Source organism: Streptomyces hilarionis (assembly GCF_024539675.1).
Lineage (GTDB): Bacteria > Actinomycetota > Actinomycetes > Streptomycetales > Streptomycetaceae > Streptomyces > Streptomyces hilarionis.
The window spans coordinates 1-17,911 of sequence record NZ_JAHHIT010000175.1 but is presented as its reverse complement, the minus strand read 5'-3'; the positions used below and the strand labels follow the sequence as shown (position 1 = coordinate 17,911).

At 72.4% G+C, this 17,911-nt stretch carries 16 protein-coding genes; 5 read left to right on the top strand and 11 right to left on the bottom strand.

Annotated features, from left to right (window positions below):
• The 6 genes from KMS84_RS32440 to KMS84_RS32415 form a co-directional block, all read right to left on the bottom strand.
• Window positions 1-1,007: ABC transporter ATP-binding protein (locus tag KMS84_RS32440; RefSeq protein ID WP_256920073.1), on the bottom strand; the 1,007-nt coding region annotated here is incomplete at its 3' end.
• On the bottom strand, window positions 1,004-2,077 hold the full coding sequence (locus KMS84_RS32435; protein WP_256920072.1) for a CbiQ family ECF transporter T component: 1,074 nt from the start codon (window positions 2,075-2,077) through the stop codon (window positions 1,004-1,006). The genes KMS84_RS32435 and KMS84_RS32440, both read right to left, overlap by 4 nt.
• Complete coding sequence (locus KMS84_RS32430) at window positions 2,070-2,786, bottom strand: SCO2322 family protein (protein WP_256920071.1); 717 nt, start codon at window positions 2,784-2,786, stop codon at window positions 2,070-2,072. Before KMS84_RS32430 ends, KMS84_RS32435 begins: the two co-directional genes overlap by 8 nt.
• Window positions 2,783-4,027, bottom strand: a complete 1,245-nt coding sequence (locus tag KMS84_RS32425; protein WP_256920070.1) for an SCO2321 family membrane protein — start codon at window positions 4,025-4,027, stop codon at window positions 2,783-2,785. Before KMS84_RS32425 ends, KMS84_RS32430 begins: the two co-directional genes overlap by 4 nt.
• 492 nt (window positions 4,028-4,519) lie before the next feature.
• A complete protein-coding gene (locus KMS84_RS32420; RefSeq protein WP_256920069.1) occupies window positions 4,520-5,545 on the bottom strand; it encodes a Strvi_7410 family MBL fold metallo-hydrolase in 1,026 nt (341 codons plus the stop codon).
• A 241-nt stretch (window positions 5,546-5,786) separates the two neighbouring features.
• Window positions 5,787-8,153 carry a tetratricopeptide repeat protein gene (locus KMS84_RS32415; protein ID WP_256920068.1) on the bottom strand — a complete coding sequence of 789 codons (2,367 nt, stop codon included), beginning with the start codon at window positions 8,151-8,153 and terminating at the stop codon, window positions 5,787-5,789.
• Window positions 8,154-8,605: 452 nt separating this feature from the next.
• On the opposite strand from KMS84_RS32415, the gene KMS84_RS32410 reads away from it, so the two are divergent.
• Both KMS84_RS32410 and KMS84_RS32405 read left to right on the top strand, forming a co-directional pair.
• A complete protein-coding gene (locus KMS84_RS32410; RefSeq protein ID WP_256920067.1) occupies window positions 8,606-10,063 on the top strand; it encodes an aldehyde dehydrogenase in 1,458 nt (485 codons plus the stop codon).
• Window positions 10,064-10,068: 5 nt separating this feature from the next.
• Window positions 10,069-10,341 (top strand): ferredoxin, encoded by a 273-nt coding sequence (locus KMS84_RS32405; RefSeq protein WP_256920066.1) that lies wholly within the window; start codon window positions 10,069-10,071, stop codon window positions 10,339-10,341.
• 56 nt (window positions 10,342-10,397) lie between these two features.
• On the opposite strand, the gene KMS84_RS32400 is transcribed toward KMS84_RS32405, so the two are convergent.
• Window positions 10,398-11,039, bottom strand: coding sequence for a TetR family transcriptional regulator (locus tag KMS84_RS32400; RefSeq protein WP_256920065.1), 642 nt, complete (start codon window positions 11,037-11,039; stop codon window positions 10,398-10,400).
• Between the two features lie 230 nt (window positions 11,040-11,269).
• On the opposite strand from KMS84_RS32400, the gene KMS84_RS32395 reads away from it, so the two are divergent.
• From KMS84_RS32395 to KMS84_RS32385, 3 genes are read left to right on the top strand one after another with little or no spacing between them, the layout of a single operon-like run.
• Entirely contained in the window at window positions 11,270-12,802 is a 1,533-nt protein-coding gene (locus KMS84_RS32395; protein ID WP_256920064.1) for a glycosyltransferase family 4 protein, read from the top strand.
• Window positions 12,796-13,539 (top strand): class I SAM-dependent methyltransferase, encoded by a 744-nt coding sequence (locus tag KMS84_RS32390; protein ID WP_256920063.1) that lies wholly within the window; start codon window positions 12,796-12,798, stop codon window positions 13,537-13,539. Before KMS84_RS32395 ends, KMS84_RS32390 begins: the two co-directional genes overlap by 7 nt.
• The gene (locus KMS84_RS32385) at window positions 13,536-14,606 is read left to right on the top strand and encodes a prenyltransferase/squalene oxidase repeat-containing protein (protein WP_256920062.1); all 1,071 of its coding nucleotides are present in this window, start codon (window positions 13,536-13,538) and stop codon (window positions 14,604-14,606) included. The genes KMS84_RS32390 and KMS84_RS32385 overlap by 4 nt, the downstream gene beginning before the upstream one ends.
• Window positions 14,607-14,613: 7 nt before the next feature.
• On the opposite strand, the gene KMS84_RS32380 is transcribed toward KMS84_RS32385, so the two are convergent.
• The 4 genes from KMS84_RS32380 to KMS84_RS32365 form a co-directional block, all read right to left on the bottom strand.
• Complete coding sequence (locus KMS84_RS32380; RefSeq protein WP_256920061.1) at window positions 14,614-14,904, bottom strand: hypothetical protein; 291 nt, start codon at window positions 14,902-14,904, stop codon at window positions 14,614-14,616.
• Between the two features lie 82 nt (window positions 14,905-14,986).
• Window positions 14,987-15,997 (bottom strand): LLM class F420-dependent oxidoreductase, encoded by a 1,011-nt coding sequence (locus tag KMS84_RS32375; protein WP_256920060.1) that lies wholly within the window; start codon window positions 15,995-15,997, stop codon window positions 14,987-14,989.
• A 111-nt stretch (window positions 15,998-16,108) separates the two neighbouring features.
• Window positions 16,109-16,945 (bottom strand): DUF5336 domain-containing protein, encoded by an 837-nt coding sequence (locus KMS84_RS32370; RefSeq protein ID WP_256920059.1) that lies wholly within the window; start codon window positions 16,943-16,945, stop codon window positions 16,109-16,111.
• A 174-nt stretch (window positions 16,946-17,119) separates the two neighbouring features.
• A partial coding sequence (locus tag KMS84_RS32365) for an N-acetylmuramoyl-L-alanine amidase (protein WP_256920058.1) occupies window positions 17,120-17,911 on the bottom strand: 792 nt, incomplete at its 5' end.

Here is a 17,911-nt window from a genome sequence, read left to right as displayed (position 1 = left end):
GAGGAGGGGGAGGGCGGGGTGGCGGAGGCGCTGCGGGAGCGGCGGACACGGCGGAAGAGCCGGCCGGCGGGTGTCTCTTTCCCCCTGGGCTCCGTTGCCCCGGACTCTCCGGCCGCTTCCCGGAACCCCTCGGTAGCCGTAGCCGTAGCCGTAGCCGTAGCCGTGGCCGTAGGTGTCGCCGTCTCCGTCGCCGCTGCCAACCGTTCTCGCAGGTCGGAAGCCCTTCGCCGGGCGTCGCGGACCGTCAGCGGCAGCGGGGACCAGCCCGCCAGCCGGCCCAGATCCACGACCGGCGGGAACACCGGGGAGACGGCCATGATGTCCGCCGGCGCGCCCAGGAGCGGGGCCGCTCCGGCGGCGGGCAGCAGGGCGACCCGGTCGGCGTACTGAAGGACGCGCTCCAGGCGGTGCTCGGCCAGCAGCACCGTCGTGCCGAGGTCGTGGACCAGTCGCAGGAGGACGGCGAGGACCTCCTCCGCGGCCGCCGGGTCGAGCGCGGACGTCGGCTCGTCCAGGACGAGCACCCGGGGGTGCGGGGTGAGGACCGAGCCGATCGCGACCCGCTGCTGCTGGCCGCCGGAGAGCGTGGCGAGGGGGCGGTCGCGCAGCCCGGCCAGGCCGAGCAGGTCGAGGGTCTCCTCGACGCGCCGCCGCATCACCGCGGGCGCCAGGCCCAACGACTCCATGCCGTAGGCGAGTTCGTCCTCGACCGTGTCCGTCACGAAGTGCGACAGCGGGTCCTGGCCCACCGTCCCCACGACGTCGGCCAGCTCACGCGGCTTGTGGGTGCGGGTGTCCCGGCCGGCGACCGTGACGCGGCCGCGCAGGAGCCCGCCGGTGAAGTGCGGGACGAGGCCGCTCACCGCTCCGAGCAGCGTCGATTTGCCGACCCCCGACGGGCCCGCCAGCAGCACGAGTTCACCCTCGGGGACGGTGAAGTCGACGTCCCTGAGGGCGGGTTCGGAGGCCCCGTCGTACGTCACGGAGACGTTCTCGAAGCGGATCACGACGTCTCCTCGTGCACGAACGCGGGCAGCAGGGCGAGCAGTACGGCCGCCGCCGGCCACAACGGGAGGGCGGGCGCGGTCAGCGGGACCACGCCGGGGTTCAGGGCCGTCGGGTCGGCGGACGCGGCCAGGGTGAGCAGACCCGCGACGGCGACGCCGGAGGCCGCGGTCAGAGCGGCCCGCGGGGTCCAGCGGTCCGGGCGGTAGCGGGTGCGCGCGGAGCGGCGGCCGCCCAGCCGCAGCCCGGCGAGGGCCGCGCCCACCCCGGCGAGCAGCACCGGCAGGCCGTACGTGCCGCCGGCGGCGGTGAGCAGACCGTAGGTTCCCGCGCAGACGCCGAGCAGGCCGCCCAGCGTGAGGACGGCGGTCGTGCGCCGGACGGGGGCGGAGACGTCGGCGGTGCGGCCGTAGCCGCGCGCGTCCATCGCGGCGGCCAGGGCGACGGACCGCTCCAGCGCGCCCTCCAGCACCGGCAGCCCCACCTGGAACAGGCCGCGCAGCCCCCGGTCCGGGCGGCCGCGCAACCGGCGGGCGGCACGCAGCCGCTGGACGTCCGCGATGAGGTTCGGCGCGAAGGTGAGCGCGACGACCACCGCCACCCCCGTCTCGTACAGGGCGCCCGGAAGCGCCTTGAGCAGGCGCGACGGGGAGGCCAGGGCGTTGGCGGCGCCGACGCACACGAGGAGGGTGGCCAGCCTCAGGCCGTCGTACCCCGCGAAGAGCAGGCCCTCGGCCGTGACCGCGCCGCCCAGCCGGATGCCCTGCGCCCAGTGCGGCAGCGGGACTTCGGGCAGCGTGAGCAGCACATGCGTCCCGGGGATCGGCGAGCCCAGCGCGACGACGAAGACGAGCCGGACGACGAGGACGGCCAGCGCCAGTTTGAGGAACGCGGAGTAGGAACGGGACCAGGGGGTGTCGGGGCGGCACACGGTGACGACGTACGCGGAGGCGGTGAGCAGCAGGCCGAGCAGGAGCGGGTTGGTGGTGCGGGTGGCCGCGGCGCCGAGGCCGAGGGCCCACAGCCACCAGGCGCCCGGGTGCAGCGGGGGCCGGGAGCGGCGGTCAGTCATTGCGGCGCCGCCGCGCCTGCCGCACCGCGGCCGCGCCCAGCACCGCGACGGCCGCCGCGCCCGCGTACAGGCCCACCGACGGGCCCCCGTCCTTCCCGCCGTCGTCCCCGTCCCGGTCCGCGGCGCGGCCGCCGGCCCCGGCGCCCTTGGCCGCCGACGGCTGCCGGGTGGGCGTCCCGTCCGTCGACACCTGCTCGCCGCAGCCGGTCCGCGGGTATCCCGCGATCGCGCACAGCAGGGCGTTGGCGTCGTAGCGCAGGGGCCCGGCGACCGCGGCGAGCGCCTCGGCCGTCGTCGCGCCGGAGGCCACCCGGGCGCAGGCCGTGCGCGGCGAGGGCGCGGGCGGGGTCTCGCCGCCGGGGGCGTCGGCCGCCGTGCCGAAGTCGAGGACGAGCGCCACGCGCTTCATGCCGTCCCGCGCGGGCGTCCTCGCGCAGATCGCGGCGAAGGAGGCCGCGCCGCGCGGCCGTGTCGCGTCCTGCGAGTCCGCGCTCACCGCGAACCGGAAGCCCTGGACGTCGCCGTCGGCGGGGCGGGCGGTGGACGGCCCCTGGGTGGCGTACGTCCACGTGTTCGCGGTCCGGTCCCAGAAGGACCAGTAGCGGTACCCGGCCGCCTGCGCCGACTGCGCCGTCCCGGTCAGGACCGGCAGCAGCGCGGCGAGGACGACGGCGAGGACGACGGCGAGGCCGGCGGAGCGGCGCGTCACGGCTGACGCCGCTTGCGGCCGCGGCCGCTGAGGAGGAACCCGATGCCGACACCGGCGACGAGGAACACGCCGACGATCCACCAGACGCCGAAACCGGAATCCGACGCGTCCTTCTTGTCGGTGTCGTCGGCTTCGGCTCCGCTGGCCTTCGTCGTGGCCTGCGGGGCGGGGCCGGTCGCGTCGAGCCGGGCGACCAGGTCCGCGCCGCCGAAGTGGCGGGGGTCGGCGCCCATCGCGTGGGCTGCGAAGATCAGCTGGGCGTAGGCGGCGGGACCGCTCTGCTCGGCCCAGGCCGCGGAGTGCTGCTGGAGCCAGGCGAGGGGCTTTCGCGCCTGCTCAGTCCACCCCTGGGCGGCGAGGGCGACCACGGCGTCGGCCGTGTTGCCGTAGTCGGGCTGGTCCGCGGCGCCGGGGAGCGCCGACTTCAGGTAGCCGGTGCCGCCGACCGACGAGGCGAGGTACCGCGAGCCGTTGCGGGCGAGCTCGGACGGGGTGAGCGGCTCGGCGGAGCCGCCGCAGGCGCCGGAGACCTTCGACGGCTTGCCCGCGTTCGTCACGAACCCCTTGCCGAGGACGCCGAGCACGCCCGCCGCCGTCGCGTCGGCGTTCGCCGCGAGGGCGCCCTTCTTGTCCGGCTGGTACGCGAACGCGCCGCCCCCGGCCCCGTCGCCGCACGGGACGGAGAGCTTGACGAGGGCGTCGTACGACGACTTGCCGGCCTTCTTCACCTGCGAGGGCTGCTGCCCGGTCGCCGCCAGCGCTCCCGCCACCACCGACGTCGAGTTCGCGTCGCTGGCGCCGCCGGGGGTGTAGCCCCAGCCGCCGTCGGCGTTCTGGACCGACTTCAGCCAGCCGACCGCCTTGTCCGTCGCGCCCGCGTGGCCGCCGAGCGCGGCCAGTGCCTGGACGGCCGCGGCCGTGCTGTTGGTGTCCACCATCAGCTTGGCGTCGCAGTCCTTGGCGGGGTCCGCGCGGAAGGCGGCGAAGGCCCCGTTCGCGCACTGCTGCCCGGTGAGCCAGGCCACCGCGCCGGCCGCCGGGGTGACGCCCGTGGTCCGCTGTGCGAGCAGGGCCAGCGACTGGCGCCAGACGCCGTCGTACGTGGGGTCGGCGGTGCCGTACAGCCCGTCGGGTATCGCCACCGTCGGGGTGGGGGACGGGGTCGCCGCGACGGCGGGGACGGCGGCGCCCAGCACGACGGTGGCGGCGGCCAGGCTCGCGGCGCTGCGGCGGATGTTCATGATCGGCGGATGCCTCTCCCTGTGGGGGAGCCGGGCAGCGCGGGGCGACCCCGGCGGCTCGGCTCCGTATGCCTCGACGGTGCCGTGCGACGGCCGACCCGCCGACGCACGTGAGCCGGTCACGGTCCCGTGCCAGGTGATCCGGCTGTCAACGGTTGCGGGTCAGCGCCGGAATTGCACCGGCTTCCCCCTGTACGGGCGTGATGACGACGCGGTCACTCTACCGGCAGGTAGGAAGGCCACCCGAGGCGGCCGTGGGCGAGGGCGGATCCGCGCGTGCCGACGCCGTCGACGCACCGCGGCGGAGACGACCGGGCCGCCGACGTCCCGACGGCGCGACGGCGCGACGGCGCGAACGCGCCCGGGACCCGCCACCCCCTCCGCAGCAACGGCCGCCGCAGCAACGGCCGCCCCGGCAACGGCCGCCGCAGCAACGGCCGCCACGGCGAGGTGCTCGTCGAAACGATTCGGGCGCGGCCGGGCCCGCCGGGATCACACCGCCGCGTACGTCACCGGGGCGCTGCCCGGCACGGCCTCCGCGCGGCCCAGCTTCACCAGCCGCCGCAGATGCGCCTCGGCCTCGGAGACCGCGATGTTCCTCGAGCCGTAGGGGATCTCCTCCCAGGGCCGGTTCCACTCCATGCGCTCGGCCAGCTGCCAGGGAGTGAGGGGCGAGGCGAGGAGCGAGAGGAGTCCGGTGAGACGGTCCTCGTGGTGGGTGAGCAACTCCCGCACCCGCGAGGGGGCGTCGGTGAAGGCGTGCTGGTGGGCCGGGAGGATCTCGGCGGGGGCGAGACGGCCCACGCGTTCGAGGGAGTCGAGGTAGTCGCCGAGGGGATCGGTCACCGTAGCGTCGTCGGGGTCCTCGTAGAGGCCGATGTGCGGGGTGATGCCGGGCAGCACATGGTCGCCGGAGAACAGACGCCCGCGGCCCGCGAGCCCGGCCGGGTGGTCCTCCTCCAGGTGCAGGCAGACATGGCCGGGGGTGTGTCCGGGGGTCCAGATCGCGCGCAGCCGGCGGCCGGGCAGGTCGAGGAGCTCGCCGGGAACGATCTCGCGGTCCGGCAGCGCGGGGGAGAGGCCGGGCAACGTCCGGCGGCGCGCCGTGCGCAGCGGGTTCAGGTGGGCGTCGGGAGCGCCCGCGGCGGCCAGCTTCTCGGCCATGTACGCGTACCAGCGCTCGGGGCGCGTCTCCCGGGTCCGCCGCACGATCGAGGCGTCCGCGGCGTGCATCGCCACCCACGCCCCGGAGGCCTCCCGCACCTGGGCCGACAGGCCGTGATGGTCGGGGTGGTGGTGGGTGATGACGACGCCGTGGATCGCGGCGACGGACGTCCCGCAGGCCGCGAGGCCCGCGACGAGCGCGTCCCAGGAGGCGGGGTCGTCCCAGCCGGTGTCGATCAGGACCGGCCCCCGGTCGGTGTCGACGACGTAGACCAGCGTGTGCCCGAGCGGGTTGTCCGGGATGGGCACCCGCAGGGACCGCACACCCCCGCCATGATCGAACACCTTCGTCATCCGCCCTCCGTCCCACGGCCATTGCCCACTATAACTAGAACTGGTTTCAATGGGTGCCCAAGTCGACTGTCACTGTGGGGGGTTGGGCTGACCTGCGCTGATGTGTGCGCTACCTGTCGCTGGCTGTCGACCTTGGTCACTGCCGGACAGCCCGGAGGGCCCGGGCATCGGGGTGGTACTCCTGGTGGCGTGGTCGGAACTTCGGATGGGCCGGAAGTCGGAGATCGCAGAAGGTCCTGGTTCACCCGTGCGGTGTCGCGCGCCGTAGTGCAGCGAGCAGGCCGCGTTCGGTCCGGACTCTGTCGCGTCCTGACTCGTCCGGTATCTCTGCGTAGATGCTGTCCGCAGACTCCAGATGCGCGTCGGCGGAGTCGAGGTCTCCGCTGAGGCGTTCGAGCGTGCACAGTTCCAGTTCCGTCCAGGCGGCGCCCCGTTTGTTCCCGATTTCCCGGTAGACGGCGAGCGCCCTCTCCAGGTGCCCCCGGGACTCCTCAAGGGCGCCGGTCACGCGGTGCAGGGTGCCGAGTTCGACCAGTGCATCCGCGCGGTTGCGTGTGCCGCCGAGTTCTGTGAACACGCGCAAGGCCTCTGACAACAGAGCCAGGGACTCGGCGTGTTGCCCCCTCGTGCGGGCAACGATCCCCAGTTCGCGATCCGCCCATGCCTGCCCGTTGCGGTCGCCCGCGCCTTCGTAGATCCGCCGTGCCTCACGGAAGTTCAGCCGGGCGGTGTCGTACGCGTGGGTAAGACGATGGACGGTGCCGATCTCGATAAGGATCCAGGCCTCGTTCCGCTTGTTCCCGATCTCCTGGAAGAGGGGCAAGGCCGAGCTCAGATACTGAAGCGCAGTAGGGTAGTTGCCGTTGCGTCTTTCCAGCATTCCGAGCATCCCTTGCGCATCCGCGCGACCTCGTTTGTCGTTCTCTTGGCAGTACAACGCGTCGGCCGTTGAAGCCCGACCAGCCGCAGCGGCGTACTTTCCGGTATGTTGATCAAGGGTTCCCAGTTCGGAGTGGCAGTTGGCTTGACCGAGTAAGTCGCGTTCCGCTTCGAATATCAGCAAGGCGCACTCGGCCTCGTCGCGGGCCTTTTCGTAGTCAGCGCGGGTCCGCTCCATTCGGGAGATTTCAAGACGGCATACGGCCTCGCCGCGTGAGTCGGCTGCGCGCACCGCAATCCGACGCGCAGCCGAGAGGAGGTCTATCGCCTGGGGGATGTTGCGACGGACGCGCATGTAGTACGCGAGGGCACTCGCCAGCCTCCATGTCTGGTTCCAACTGCGGGCGATCGCGAGACGAATCACTGCCAGCAGATCATCGAAGTTCGCGGAAAGGCATGACAGTGCCTCCCCCTCCGTCATCGATCTGGCACGTGTGAGGAGGCGGGAGTCGACGCTCGTGACGACCGGTGCGTTGATGTCAGCGGCAAGATTCCTGGCCATGTCCAGGCTGGCCTGGAAGAGTCGCTCCAGGGCGCGCCTGCACCCACACCCGCACTCGGACTCCTGCTCGGCAGTACGGTGTCGGCCGTCGGCCAGTGCGAGATCCCGCACGTGGTCGTGGAAACCGTAGCTATCAGGGCCGGCCTCTTGCAGGATGCCTACACGGTGAAGTTCTGTGAGCGCCTCCTCTGCTTCTTCTGCGGGCATGCCGGCGAGTGCTCCCGCAAAGACCGCTGTCAGATGCGGCCCTGGATGCAGTGCGGAACGCTGCAGTACAAGTCGATTTCGTGACGAGAGGCGGCCGAAGGAGAGAGTGAGGGCGTCGGCCCCTCCGCCCCGTTCCGGAGTTCTCGCGAGGTCGGGGGAGGCTCCGGTCAAGAGCTGGGCGACTGCGTGACGAACGGTCAGCGGTAGCCTGTGGACGGCGGCGAGTTCGCTCACAGTGGTGGCGGTGACCTCACGCGAGTTGCGGCGCATGATCTCAGCGATCACGAAGGCTGCCTCGTGTTCCAACAGTTCCCCGAGCCGAAGGTGCAGATCGGGGTCGACTCCCGCAATGGAGGGAGCACGGGTGGTGGCAATCACCAGGCATTGCTCGGAATTCGGCCGCACCCGTTCTATGTGCTTGGCCTCCGTCACGTCGTCGAGGATGAGGAGCACGCGACGATCTGCCGTGGCGACACGCCATCTGTTCACGAGTTGCGAGGTGTCGAGTGTGGCAGTGGGCACGTCGGGCGCAAGCGTGCCCATGAGGTCCAGGAGAACATCGCGTACCTCCAGGGGGCCTGCCCCGGAAGCGTGGCTGCGGAAGCCCATGAAGAGCTGGCCGTCGGGAAAGCGGTCTGCCAGTCTGTGGGCAGCCTGCACGGCGAACTCCGTCTTCCCCACACCTGATTCTCCGGTGATGAGGAACAACGTTGCCCGGTAGTCATGGCGGCCCGGGTGGGTGACCACCCTCTCGAGCTCGAGACGGCGCCCGGCGAACACCGCACTCGCCGGAGGGAGCGTGCGTGGCCCGTCGGTCCCGCCCGCATGTCCGCTGCGCAACTCCTCTTCCTCGCGGGGCGGGTACGTGGCTGCGGCCGCACAGAGCGACACGAGAACCACCAGAGAGAAGAAGAGCCACCAGTTCCACTCGGAAGTGACCAGGTTGGTCAGCGCGCCCACCCCGGTTCCGAGTACCGGCCCTGCGGCGAGCAGCAGCGTGTGACGGCGTCCACGCCGGACAGTGGGCTGTCTGGCCAACGATTCCCCCGATTCGTCGTGGGCGGGCGGCGGGAGGGACATCTTCGATGCTTCCACACAATTCGCGCATGAACACGCCTTTGCGTAGCCGGGCGCCTGGTCGGCATGCCCTGTCTGCGGCCGGCGTCCCAGCACTTCGGCCTTCGGATGATCCGGTCGACGTCGAGCAGCCCTCGCGTGAGCGTGTGCTTCCTCGGGGACCATGCGCAGGCTCCTCTTCGAAGGCGGGCGCCCTTGGCGGTCCTCGGCTTCCCGACCCGCCCCTGATCATCGGGAATCTGCTGTTCGGGGGCATCCGGGTCTCGTCCGTGGACTACTTCAACCAGAACTGGTATCAGTTTCTGAAACACCGTCAGAAAATGAAGGCAGTGGCCATGGCTGAGCTCGTGGAACACGGAAAGCTGTTCATCGGCGGGGAGTTGACCGACCCCTTGGGCGACGCCGTCATCGAGGTGATCTCGCCGCACACCGAGGAGGTCATCGGGCGGGTGCCGCACGCCTCGCCGGCCGACGTGGACCGGGCTGTCGCCGTCGCCCGGCGGGCCTTCGACGAGGGGCCCTGGCCGCGGCTCTCGCTCGACGAGCGGATCGAGGTCGTCGGCCGGATCAAGGACGGGATCCTCGCGCGCCACGAGGAGCTCGCCCGGGTGATCTCCTCCGAGAACGGCTCCCCGTACTCCTGGAGCGTCCTCGCGCAGGCCCTCGGCGCGATGATGGTGTGGGACGCGGCGATCACCGTCGCCCGGGGCTTCACCTACGAGGAGCGGCGCGACGGCGTGCTCGGACCGATCCTCGTGCGGCGCGAGCCGGTCGGGGTGGTCGCGGCGGTCGTCCCCTGGAACGTCCCGCAGTTCGTCGCCGCCGCCAAGCTCGCCCCCGCGCTGCTCACCGGCTGCACGGTGGTCCTCAAGCCGTCCCCGGAGTCGCCGCTGGACGCCTACGTCCTGGCGGACATCGTCAGGGAGGCCGGGCTGCCGGAAGGCGTGCTGTCGATCCTGCCCGCGGACCGCGAGGTGAGCGAGTACCTGGTCGGGCATCCGGGCGTGGACAAGGTCTCGTTCACGGGCTCGGTCGCGGCCGGCAGGCGGGTCATGGAGGTCGCGTCCCGCAATCTCACCCGGGTGACCCTCGAACTGGGCGGGAAGTCCGCGGCGGTGGTCCTGCCGGACGCGGACCTCGCCACCGCCGTCCCCGGGATCGCCGCGGCCGCCTGGATGAACAACGGTCAGGCGTGCGTCGCCCAGACCCGGATCCTGCTCCCTCGCTCACGTTACGACGAGTTCGCCGACGCCTTCGCCGCGGCGGCGGACGCGCTCGTGGTCGGCGACCCGCTGGACCCCGCCACCCAGCTCGGCCCGCTGGTGGCCGAGCGGCAGCAGCGCCGCAACCTCGACTACATCCGCATCGGCCAGGAGGAGGGCGCGAAGATCCTCACGGGCGGCGGTCGTCCGGCGGGCCTGGAGCGCGGCTGGTACGTCGAGCCGACCCTGTTCGGCGACGTCGACAACTCCATGCGGATCGCCCGCGAGGAGATCTTCGGCCCGGTGATCTGCCTGCTGCCCTACGGCGACGAGGCCGAGGCGGTGAAGATCGCGAACGACTCGGACTACGGGCTCAGCGGCAGCGTGTGGACGGCCGACGTCGGTCACGGCGTCGAGATCGCGCGCCGGGTCCGCACCGGGACGTACTCCGTGAACACCTTCAGCCTGGACATGCTCGGCCCGTTCGGCGGCTACAAGAACTCCGGGCTGGGGCGGGAGTTCGGGCCGGAGGGCTTCGGCGAGTACCTCGAGCACAAGATGATCCACCTCCCGGCGGGCTGGGAGGGGTGAGTGAGGTGGGGGCGCCTCCCGCGCAGGAGCGTCCGGGCGCGAGGGCGGGGGACCGGTGGCACGTCGAGGTGGACCGGTCCCTGTGCATCGGTTCCGCCCAGTGCGTCCATCACGCGCCCGACGGCTTCCGTCTGGACACCGCGCGCCAGTCCCGTCCCGCCGACCCGGACCCCCTCGCCAACGAGCGGGTCCTGGCGGCGGCGGAGAGCTGCCCGGTGGAGGCGATCATGATCACCCTGGCCCGGAACGGCGAACCGGTCTTCCCGCCGGAGGAGTGAGGGGACCGGATCGCCGTGGGCCGGCCGGCTGTCGGGCGCCGGCCCGCTGCCGGGTGCTAGCCGGCTGCCGGGGGCTCGTTGCGGGCCGACGCGGGGTCGGTGACGTCGATCAGCCGGCAGACCGTCTCGATGTCGATGCGCACCTGCGCGATGGACGCGCGCCCCGACAGCCAGGTGATGAGCGCCGAGTGCCAGGTGTGCTCGATGACGCGGACGGCGGAGAGCTGTTCGGGGGTGGGGTCGGTCAGGCCCATCGAGTCCAGGATGATCGCCGTCGTCTGACGGGACACCTGGTCGACCTCCGGTGAGACGCTGCGGTCGGCGAAGGTGAGCGCGCGGACCATCGCGTCGGCCAGGTGCGGCTCGCGCTGAAGGGCGCGGAACGCGCGCATCAGGGTCTCGGCGACGCGCTCGGCCGCCCGCTCGCCCGTCGGCGGCTTCTTGCGCAGCGTGCCGTGCATGTGCTCCAACTGGTCCTGCATGGTGGCCACCAGCAGATGCACCTTGGAGGGGAAATAGCGGTACAGCGTGCCGAGGGCGACCTGCGAGGACTCCGCGACCTCCCGCATCTGCACCGCGTCGAAGCCGCCCCGGCTGGCCAACTGCGCGCTCGCGTGCAGGATGCGGCGGCGGCGCGCCTCCTGCCGCTCGGTGAGGGGGGAGTGCGCGGGGCGCTGAGGGCTGGCTTCCGCAGACATGGGTCCCGTTCCGGTCCGTTCCGTGACAGTCGTCGTGACAGTCGGTGAAGGGCGGTGATCATACGGCTCGACGGGTGATCGGTGGTGGCGTGAATCACCTGATCCACTGCTCACAGCGCTCGTACCTGCCGGTAGATTCAGAGCCTCCCGAACGATCAAGTCTGAAACTTGTTCTAGATTAGCGTCCCGACGTAGTGTCGCGGGACAATGCAGGCAGAAGGGGGCCCGGAGTGACCGCTGAGGCCAGTCAGGCAGGGTCTCGGCATGACCTTGCCGCTGACGGCGGGCGACCGCTCAAGATCGCGCTCCTCACCTATAAGGGAAACCCGTTCTGCGGGGGCCAGGGCGTCTACGTCCGGCACCTCTCCCGGGAACTGGCCCGCCTCGGCCACCGCGTCGAGGTCATCGGCTCACAGCCCTACCCGGTCCTGGACCCGGGGCACGAGGACCGGCTCTCCCTGACCGAGCTGCCCAGCCTCGACCTCTACCGCCAGCCGGACCCCTTCCGCACCCCCGGACGGGGCGAGTACCGCGACTGGATCGACGCCCTCGAAGTGGCGACGATGTGGACCGGCGGGTTCCCCGAGCCGCTGACCTTCTCGCTGCGCGCCCGCCGCCATCTGCGCGCCCGCCGCGGCGAGTTCGACGTCGTGCACGACAACCAGACCCTCGGCTACGGCCTGCTGGGCGACGTCGGCGCGCCCCTGGTCACCACCATCCACCACCCCATCACCGTCGACCGGCAGTTGGAGCTGGACGCGGCCGAGGGGTGGCGGCGGCGCTACTCGGTGCGGCGCTGGTACGGCTTCACCGCCATGCAGAAGCGCGTCGCCCGCCGGCTGCCCTCCGTGCTCACCGTCTCCGGCACCTCCCGCCAGGAGATCGTCGACCACCTCGGCGTCCGCGACGACCGCATCCACGTCGTCCACATCGGCGCCGACACCGACCTGTTCTCGCCGAATCCCGCCGTGGCGCAGATCCCCGGCCGGATCGTGACGACGTCCAGCGCGGACGTGCCGCTCAAGGGCCTGGTCCATCTCGTCGACGCCCTGGCGAAGGTGCGCACCGAGCACCCGCACGCGCACCTGGTCGTCGTCGGCAAGCGCCCGCAGGAGGGGCCGGTCGCCCAGTCGATCGAGCGCTACGGCCTCGAAGGCGCCGTCGAGTTCGTCAAGGGCATCTCCGACGCCGAACTCGTCGACCTGGTTCGCTCGGCGGAGGTCGCCTGCGTGCCGTCGCTGTACGAGGGCTTCTCCCTGCCGGCCGCCGAGGCCATGGCCACGGGCACCCCGCTGCTCGCCACGACCGGCGGAGCGATACCCGAGGTCGCCGGACGCGACGGGGAGACCTGCCTGGCCGTGCCGCCCGGCGACGCGGGCGCGCTCGCGGCGGGCCTGGGCCGGCTGCTCGGCGACCCGGAACTGCGCGCACGGCTCGGCGCCGCCGGACGGCAGCGGGTCCTGGAGCGGTTCACCTGGGCGCGCGCCGCCGAGGGGACCGTGGCCCGCTACCGCGAGGCGATGGCCGACGACGGCCGCACCCGGTCGCGGACTCCCCACGGCCCCCGGGCCCACGCCGCCGACGTCGCCGCCGGGGCGGCGGCCGGCCTCGCGGCGGCCCCCGTGAGCCCCGCGGCTCCCGCGGCCTCCGCAGCCCTCGCCGCTCCCTCCGCTCCCGCGGCCGTCGACGCCCGGGCCACCGGCGCCGCTCCCGCCGCCGACGTATCCGAAGCATCCGATCGCGAAAGCAGGGCCACGTGCTGACCGTCGACTTCTCCCGGTTCCCGCTCGCCCCGGGCGACCGGGTCCTCGACCTGGGCTGCGGGGCCGGCCGGCACGCCTTCGAGTGCTACCGCCGCGGCGCGCAGGTCGTGGCCCTCGACCAGAACGCCGAGGAGATCCGCGAGGTCGCCAAGTGGTTCGCGGCGATGAAGGAGGCCGGCGAGGCCCCCGAGGGCGCCACCGCGACCGCCATGGAGGGCGACGCACTCGCGCTGCCCTTCCCCGACGAGTCCTTCGACGTCGTCATCATCTCCGAGGTCATGGAGCACATACCGGACGACAAGGGCGTCCTCGCGGAGATGGTGCGCGTGCTCCGGCCGGGCGGCCGCATCGCGATCACCGTCCCCCGCTACGGCCCGGAGAAGGTCTGCTGGACCCTCTCCGACGCCTACCACGAGGTCGAGGGCGGCCACATCCGCATCTACCGGGCGGACGAACTGCTCGAGAAGATCCGCGAGGCCGGCCTCAAGCCGTACGGCACCCACCACGCCCACGCGCTGCACTCGCCGTACTGGTGGCTGAAGTGCGCGTTCGGCGTCGACAACGACAAGGCGCTGCCGGTGCGCGCCTACCACAAGCTGCTGGTCTGGGACATCATGAAGAAGCCGCTGGCCACCCGGGTCGCCGAGCAGGCACTGAACCCGCTCATCGGCAAGAGCTTCGTGGCCTACGCGACCAAGCCCCACCTGCCCACGCTGTCCGAGGCGGCCGCCAAGTGACGACGCCCCGGACAGAACACCTCGTCCTGACCGGGGTCCTCACCGCCGAGCAGGCCGCCGCGACCGTCGCCGGCATCCTCGCCGTGCAGCGCGAGGACGGCGCGATCCCCTGGTTCCGCGGCCACCACCTCGACCCGTGGGACCACACCGAGGCCGCCATGGCGCTGGACGCGGCCGGCGAGCACGAGGCCGCCGAGCGCGCCTACGACTGGCTCGCCCGGCACCAGAACGACGACGGCTCCTGGTTCGCCGCCTACCAGGACGGCGCCTTCGACGCCGTCACCGACCGGGGGCGCGAGACGAACTTCGTCGCCTACATCGCCGTCGGCGTCTGGCACCACTACCTGTCCACCGGCGACGACACCTTCCTCGACCGCATGTGGCCGACCGTGTACGCGGCGATCGAGTACGTGCTGCGGTTGCAGCAGCCCGGCGGGCAGATCGGCTGGCGGCGCGACGACGACGGCACGCCGACCGCCGACGCCCTGCTCACCGGCTCCTCCTCGATCCACCAGGCGCTGCGCTGCGCGCTGGCCGTCGCCGAACAGCGCGAAGAGCCGCAGCCCGACTGGGAACTGGCGGCGGGAGCGCTCCGGCACGCCCTGCGACGCCACCCCGAACGGTTCCTCGACAAGGACCGCTACTCGATGGACTGGTACTACCCCGTCCTGGGCGGCGCGTTGACCGGCGCGGAGGCCAAGTCCCGCATCGAGTCGGACTGGGACCGGTTCGTGGTCCCTGGCCTGGGCGTGCGCTGCGTGGCGCCCAACCCCTGGGTGACGGGCGGCGAGTCGGCCGAACTCGCCCTCGCACTGTGGGCGATGGGCGAGTCCGACCGGGCGCTGGAGATCCTTCAGTCGATCCAGCACCTCCGGGACGCGGAGTCGGGGCTGTACTGGACCGGGTTCGTGTTCGAGGACGAGGCGATCTGGCCGCGGGAGCTGACCACCTGGACGGCGGGCTCGCTGCTGCTCGCCGTCGCGGCCCTGGGCGGCCACGAGGCCACCTGCGCCGTCTTCGGCGGGGAGCAGCTGCCCGCCGGACTGGAAGCGGAGTGCTGCGACTGAGAAGGGATCAGTGGCGGTGGACGCGGTTCGCGATGGCGTGGCCGACGAACAGGTACACCACCGCCGCCAGGCCGTAACCGGCGACGACCCGGGCCCATGCCTCGTCGAACGTGAAGAGGTCACGGGACCAGCCGGCCAGCCAGTTGGCCGAGTGGTGGACGAACTGGACGAGGTCGTTGCCCCGGTTGGCGTCCAGCAGATACATGAGGATCCAGAGCCCGAGGATGACGGCCATGACGTCCGCGACGACCGCTATGACCGTTCCTGCCGAGTTGGAACCACTGCGATATCGAGACATGCCCTGCGGATTGCCGTTCGATTCCGAATGAAACCTGGGCCGTGCCGGGCCGCTCGCGGAACCTCCAAGCCCCGGCCCGCGTTCAGGAGTTGAGCTCCGCCAGCACCCGCAGCGAGACGGGGTCCGGCGCCACCGCCAGCAGGTCCGTCACCGGGCCCTTGCGCCACGCCTCCAGCCGCTCCGCGATGCGTTCCCGCGGTCCGACGAGGGAGATCTCGTCGGCGAACGCGTCCGGCACGGCGAGCACGGCCTCCTCGCGACGACCCGTCAGGAACAGCTCCTGGACACGCCGGGCCTCCTCCTCGTACCCCATGCGCGCCATCAGGTCGGCGTGGAAGTTGCGGGTGGCGTGGCCCATGCCGCCGATGTAGAAGCCGAGCATGGCCTTGACGGCCAGCAGCCCCTCGGAGACGTCGTCGCACACCTTGACCCGCGCCATCGGCGCCACCCGGAAGCCCTCCGCCAGCTCCCCGATTCCCGGGCCGTACGCGTCCGGCCGGTTCGGCGACCAGTACAGCGGCAGCCAGCCGTCGGCGATCCGCACGGTCTGCGCCACGTTCTTCGGCCCCTCGGCCCCGAGCAGCACCGGCAGGTCCGCCCGCAGCGGATGGGTGATGGACTTCAGCGCCCGGCCCAGACCGGTCGCGTCGGGGCCCCGGTAGGGGAGGGGGTGGAACCGGCCGTCCGTCTCGACCGGCGCCTGTCGCCTCAGCACCTGCCGGACGACGTCCACGTACTCCCGGGTCGCGGTCAGCGGCGACCGGGGGAAGGGGCGGCCGTACCAGCCCTCGACGACCTGCGGCCCGGACAGCCCGAGCCCGAGCGTCATCCGCCCCCCGGACAGATGGTCCAGGGTGAGGGCGTGCATCGCCGTCGCGGTGGGGGAGCGGGCCGCCATCTGCGCGACCGCCGTGCCCAGCCCGATCCTCGACGTCCGTGCGGCGATCCAGGTGAGCGGGGTGAAGGCGTCCGACCCCCAGGACTCCGCCGTCCACACCGAGTCGTAGCCGAGCCGCTCCGCCTCCCGGGCCAGCTCCACGTGGTCCGGGGAGGGACCGCGGCCCCAGTAGCCGAGCGCGAGACCGAGCCGCATGACAGCCTCCTGACGGTCCGTCAGTTGCAGGGCTGCGACTGTACGACAACGGCCCCCCGCCCGGAAGGGCGAGGGGCCTGTCTGCCTCGTGCGACGCCTGTGGGCGGTCGCTCAGCCGCGCTGGATCCCAGAGGTGTCCCGCAGCACGCCGCGCCGGCCGTCCTGCGTCTGCGCGACCAGACCCTGGGCGCCCTGCTCGACCGCCAGGTACCAGGTGCCCGGCGCCAGTTCGGCGATCGGCGTCGGAGCGCCGTCCTCCGCGTACAGCGGACGCGGCACCGGCACGGCGAACCAGAACGGCGAGAAGTCCGCGGACGCCGGCTGCGCCGGACCCGGCTGACCGCCGAACGACTGCCCGCCCGGCTGCCCCGGCTGACCGGGCTGGCCCGGCTGCGGCTGACCGCCGAACGACGCCGGCTGCGGCGCGCCCGGGTAGCCGTAGCCGGCGGGCGGCTGCGCACCGTAGGGCTGCGGCGTCTGCGGCTTCGGCGCCGGCATGAGACCGGCCTGGAGGGCGGGGACCAGCGGCGTGGCGACGGCCGCGCCGGCCAGCAGCAGAGTGGCGATGAGGGCGAGGATCAGGCCCGCACCGGCGTCGGGGGCGTTCGAGCTGTCGCCGACGTTGTCGTAGCCGCCCGAGGGGTCGAAGATGTTGCCGAGCGCGCTCCACGCGGCGAAGACCGTGAAGGCCACGCCGAACTGACCGAGGTCGAGTCCGGCGACCTTGGGCGCCTGCGGCAGCCCCCGGCTGACGACCACGAGAGCGGCGCCGATGATCCCCGCGAGTACGACGCCGAACAGCACAGGCCCGCTGTTCCAGAGGTTCGGCAGATCGTAGCTGTCAGGGATCCCGTCGATCGAGTAGAGATCGAAGAACGACGCGACGAACAGCAGTACCGCTGCTCCGATCACCACGCCGTCGCCTCGAGTGAGGGAGCGGATATTCACTTCAGGTCCTTCGTCAGTCGTCTCGTCATCGGCACACGCATGCACATTCCGGTAGAGGCGTCGCTGTCACCAGGTCGCCGTCAGGCCCCGGTGTGAGCGCGGGGGTGACCCCTCATCGTAGGGACGACACTATCGTCCGCACTGTCGCGCTGTCCGCCGGGATCTGCGCACTGATCACGACCCGTGCAGGAAACTCACGATTCCCTCAGACATCCCCCGCGCCGCCTTCTGCCGCCAGACGCCACTGGTCAGCAGCGCCGCGTCCTTGCTATCGCGCATGTTGCCGCACTCGATGAACACCTTGGGAACCGTTGACAGATTGAGACCGCCGAGGTCCCTGCGCGTGACGAGACCGGTTCCGTCTCCGACGTAGTTGGACGGCGAAGTGCCCGTGGAGCGGGCGAAGTCGCCCGCGATCAGCTTTCCGAGGTCCTTCGACGGGCCGACCACGGTCCGGGTGTCCGCGGCGCCCTCGTGCACCGAGGCCGGCAGGATCACATGGAAGCCGCGGTTGCCCGCCGCGGAGCCGTCGGCGTGGATCGAGACGACCGCGTCGGCGTGCGCCGAGTTCCCGATCCGGGCTCGTTCGTCGACGCACGGCCCGAACGGCCGCTCCCCGTCCTGGGTCAGCTTCACCGTGGCGCCCTGCCGCTGAAGCAGGATGCGCAGCCGGTGGGCCACGTCCAACGTGAACTCGGCCTCGCTGTAACCGGAGTTCGTGGACGTGCCGGTGGTGTCGCACTCCTTGCGGTTCGTGCCGATGTCCACCTGGCGGCCGATCTCGGCGGTGTGCCGGACGTTGGCCGGGTTGTGCCCGGGATCGATGACGACGACCTTGCCCGCGAGGGGTGCGGCGGCCCCGCTCGGTGACGCGGAGAGGGTCCCCGGCCGGTCGTCGCCGCCGGCCGCGGCGGTCCCCGGGCCGTGCCCCGGGGCGCCGGAGGCCCCCGCCCGCGCCCCGGGGCA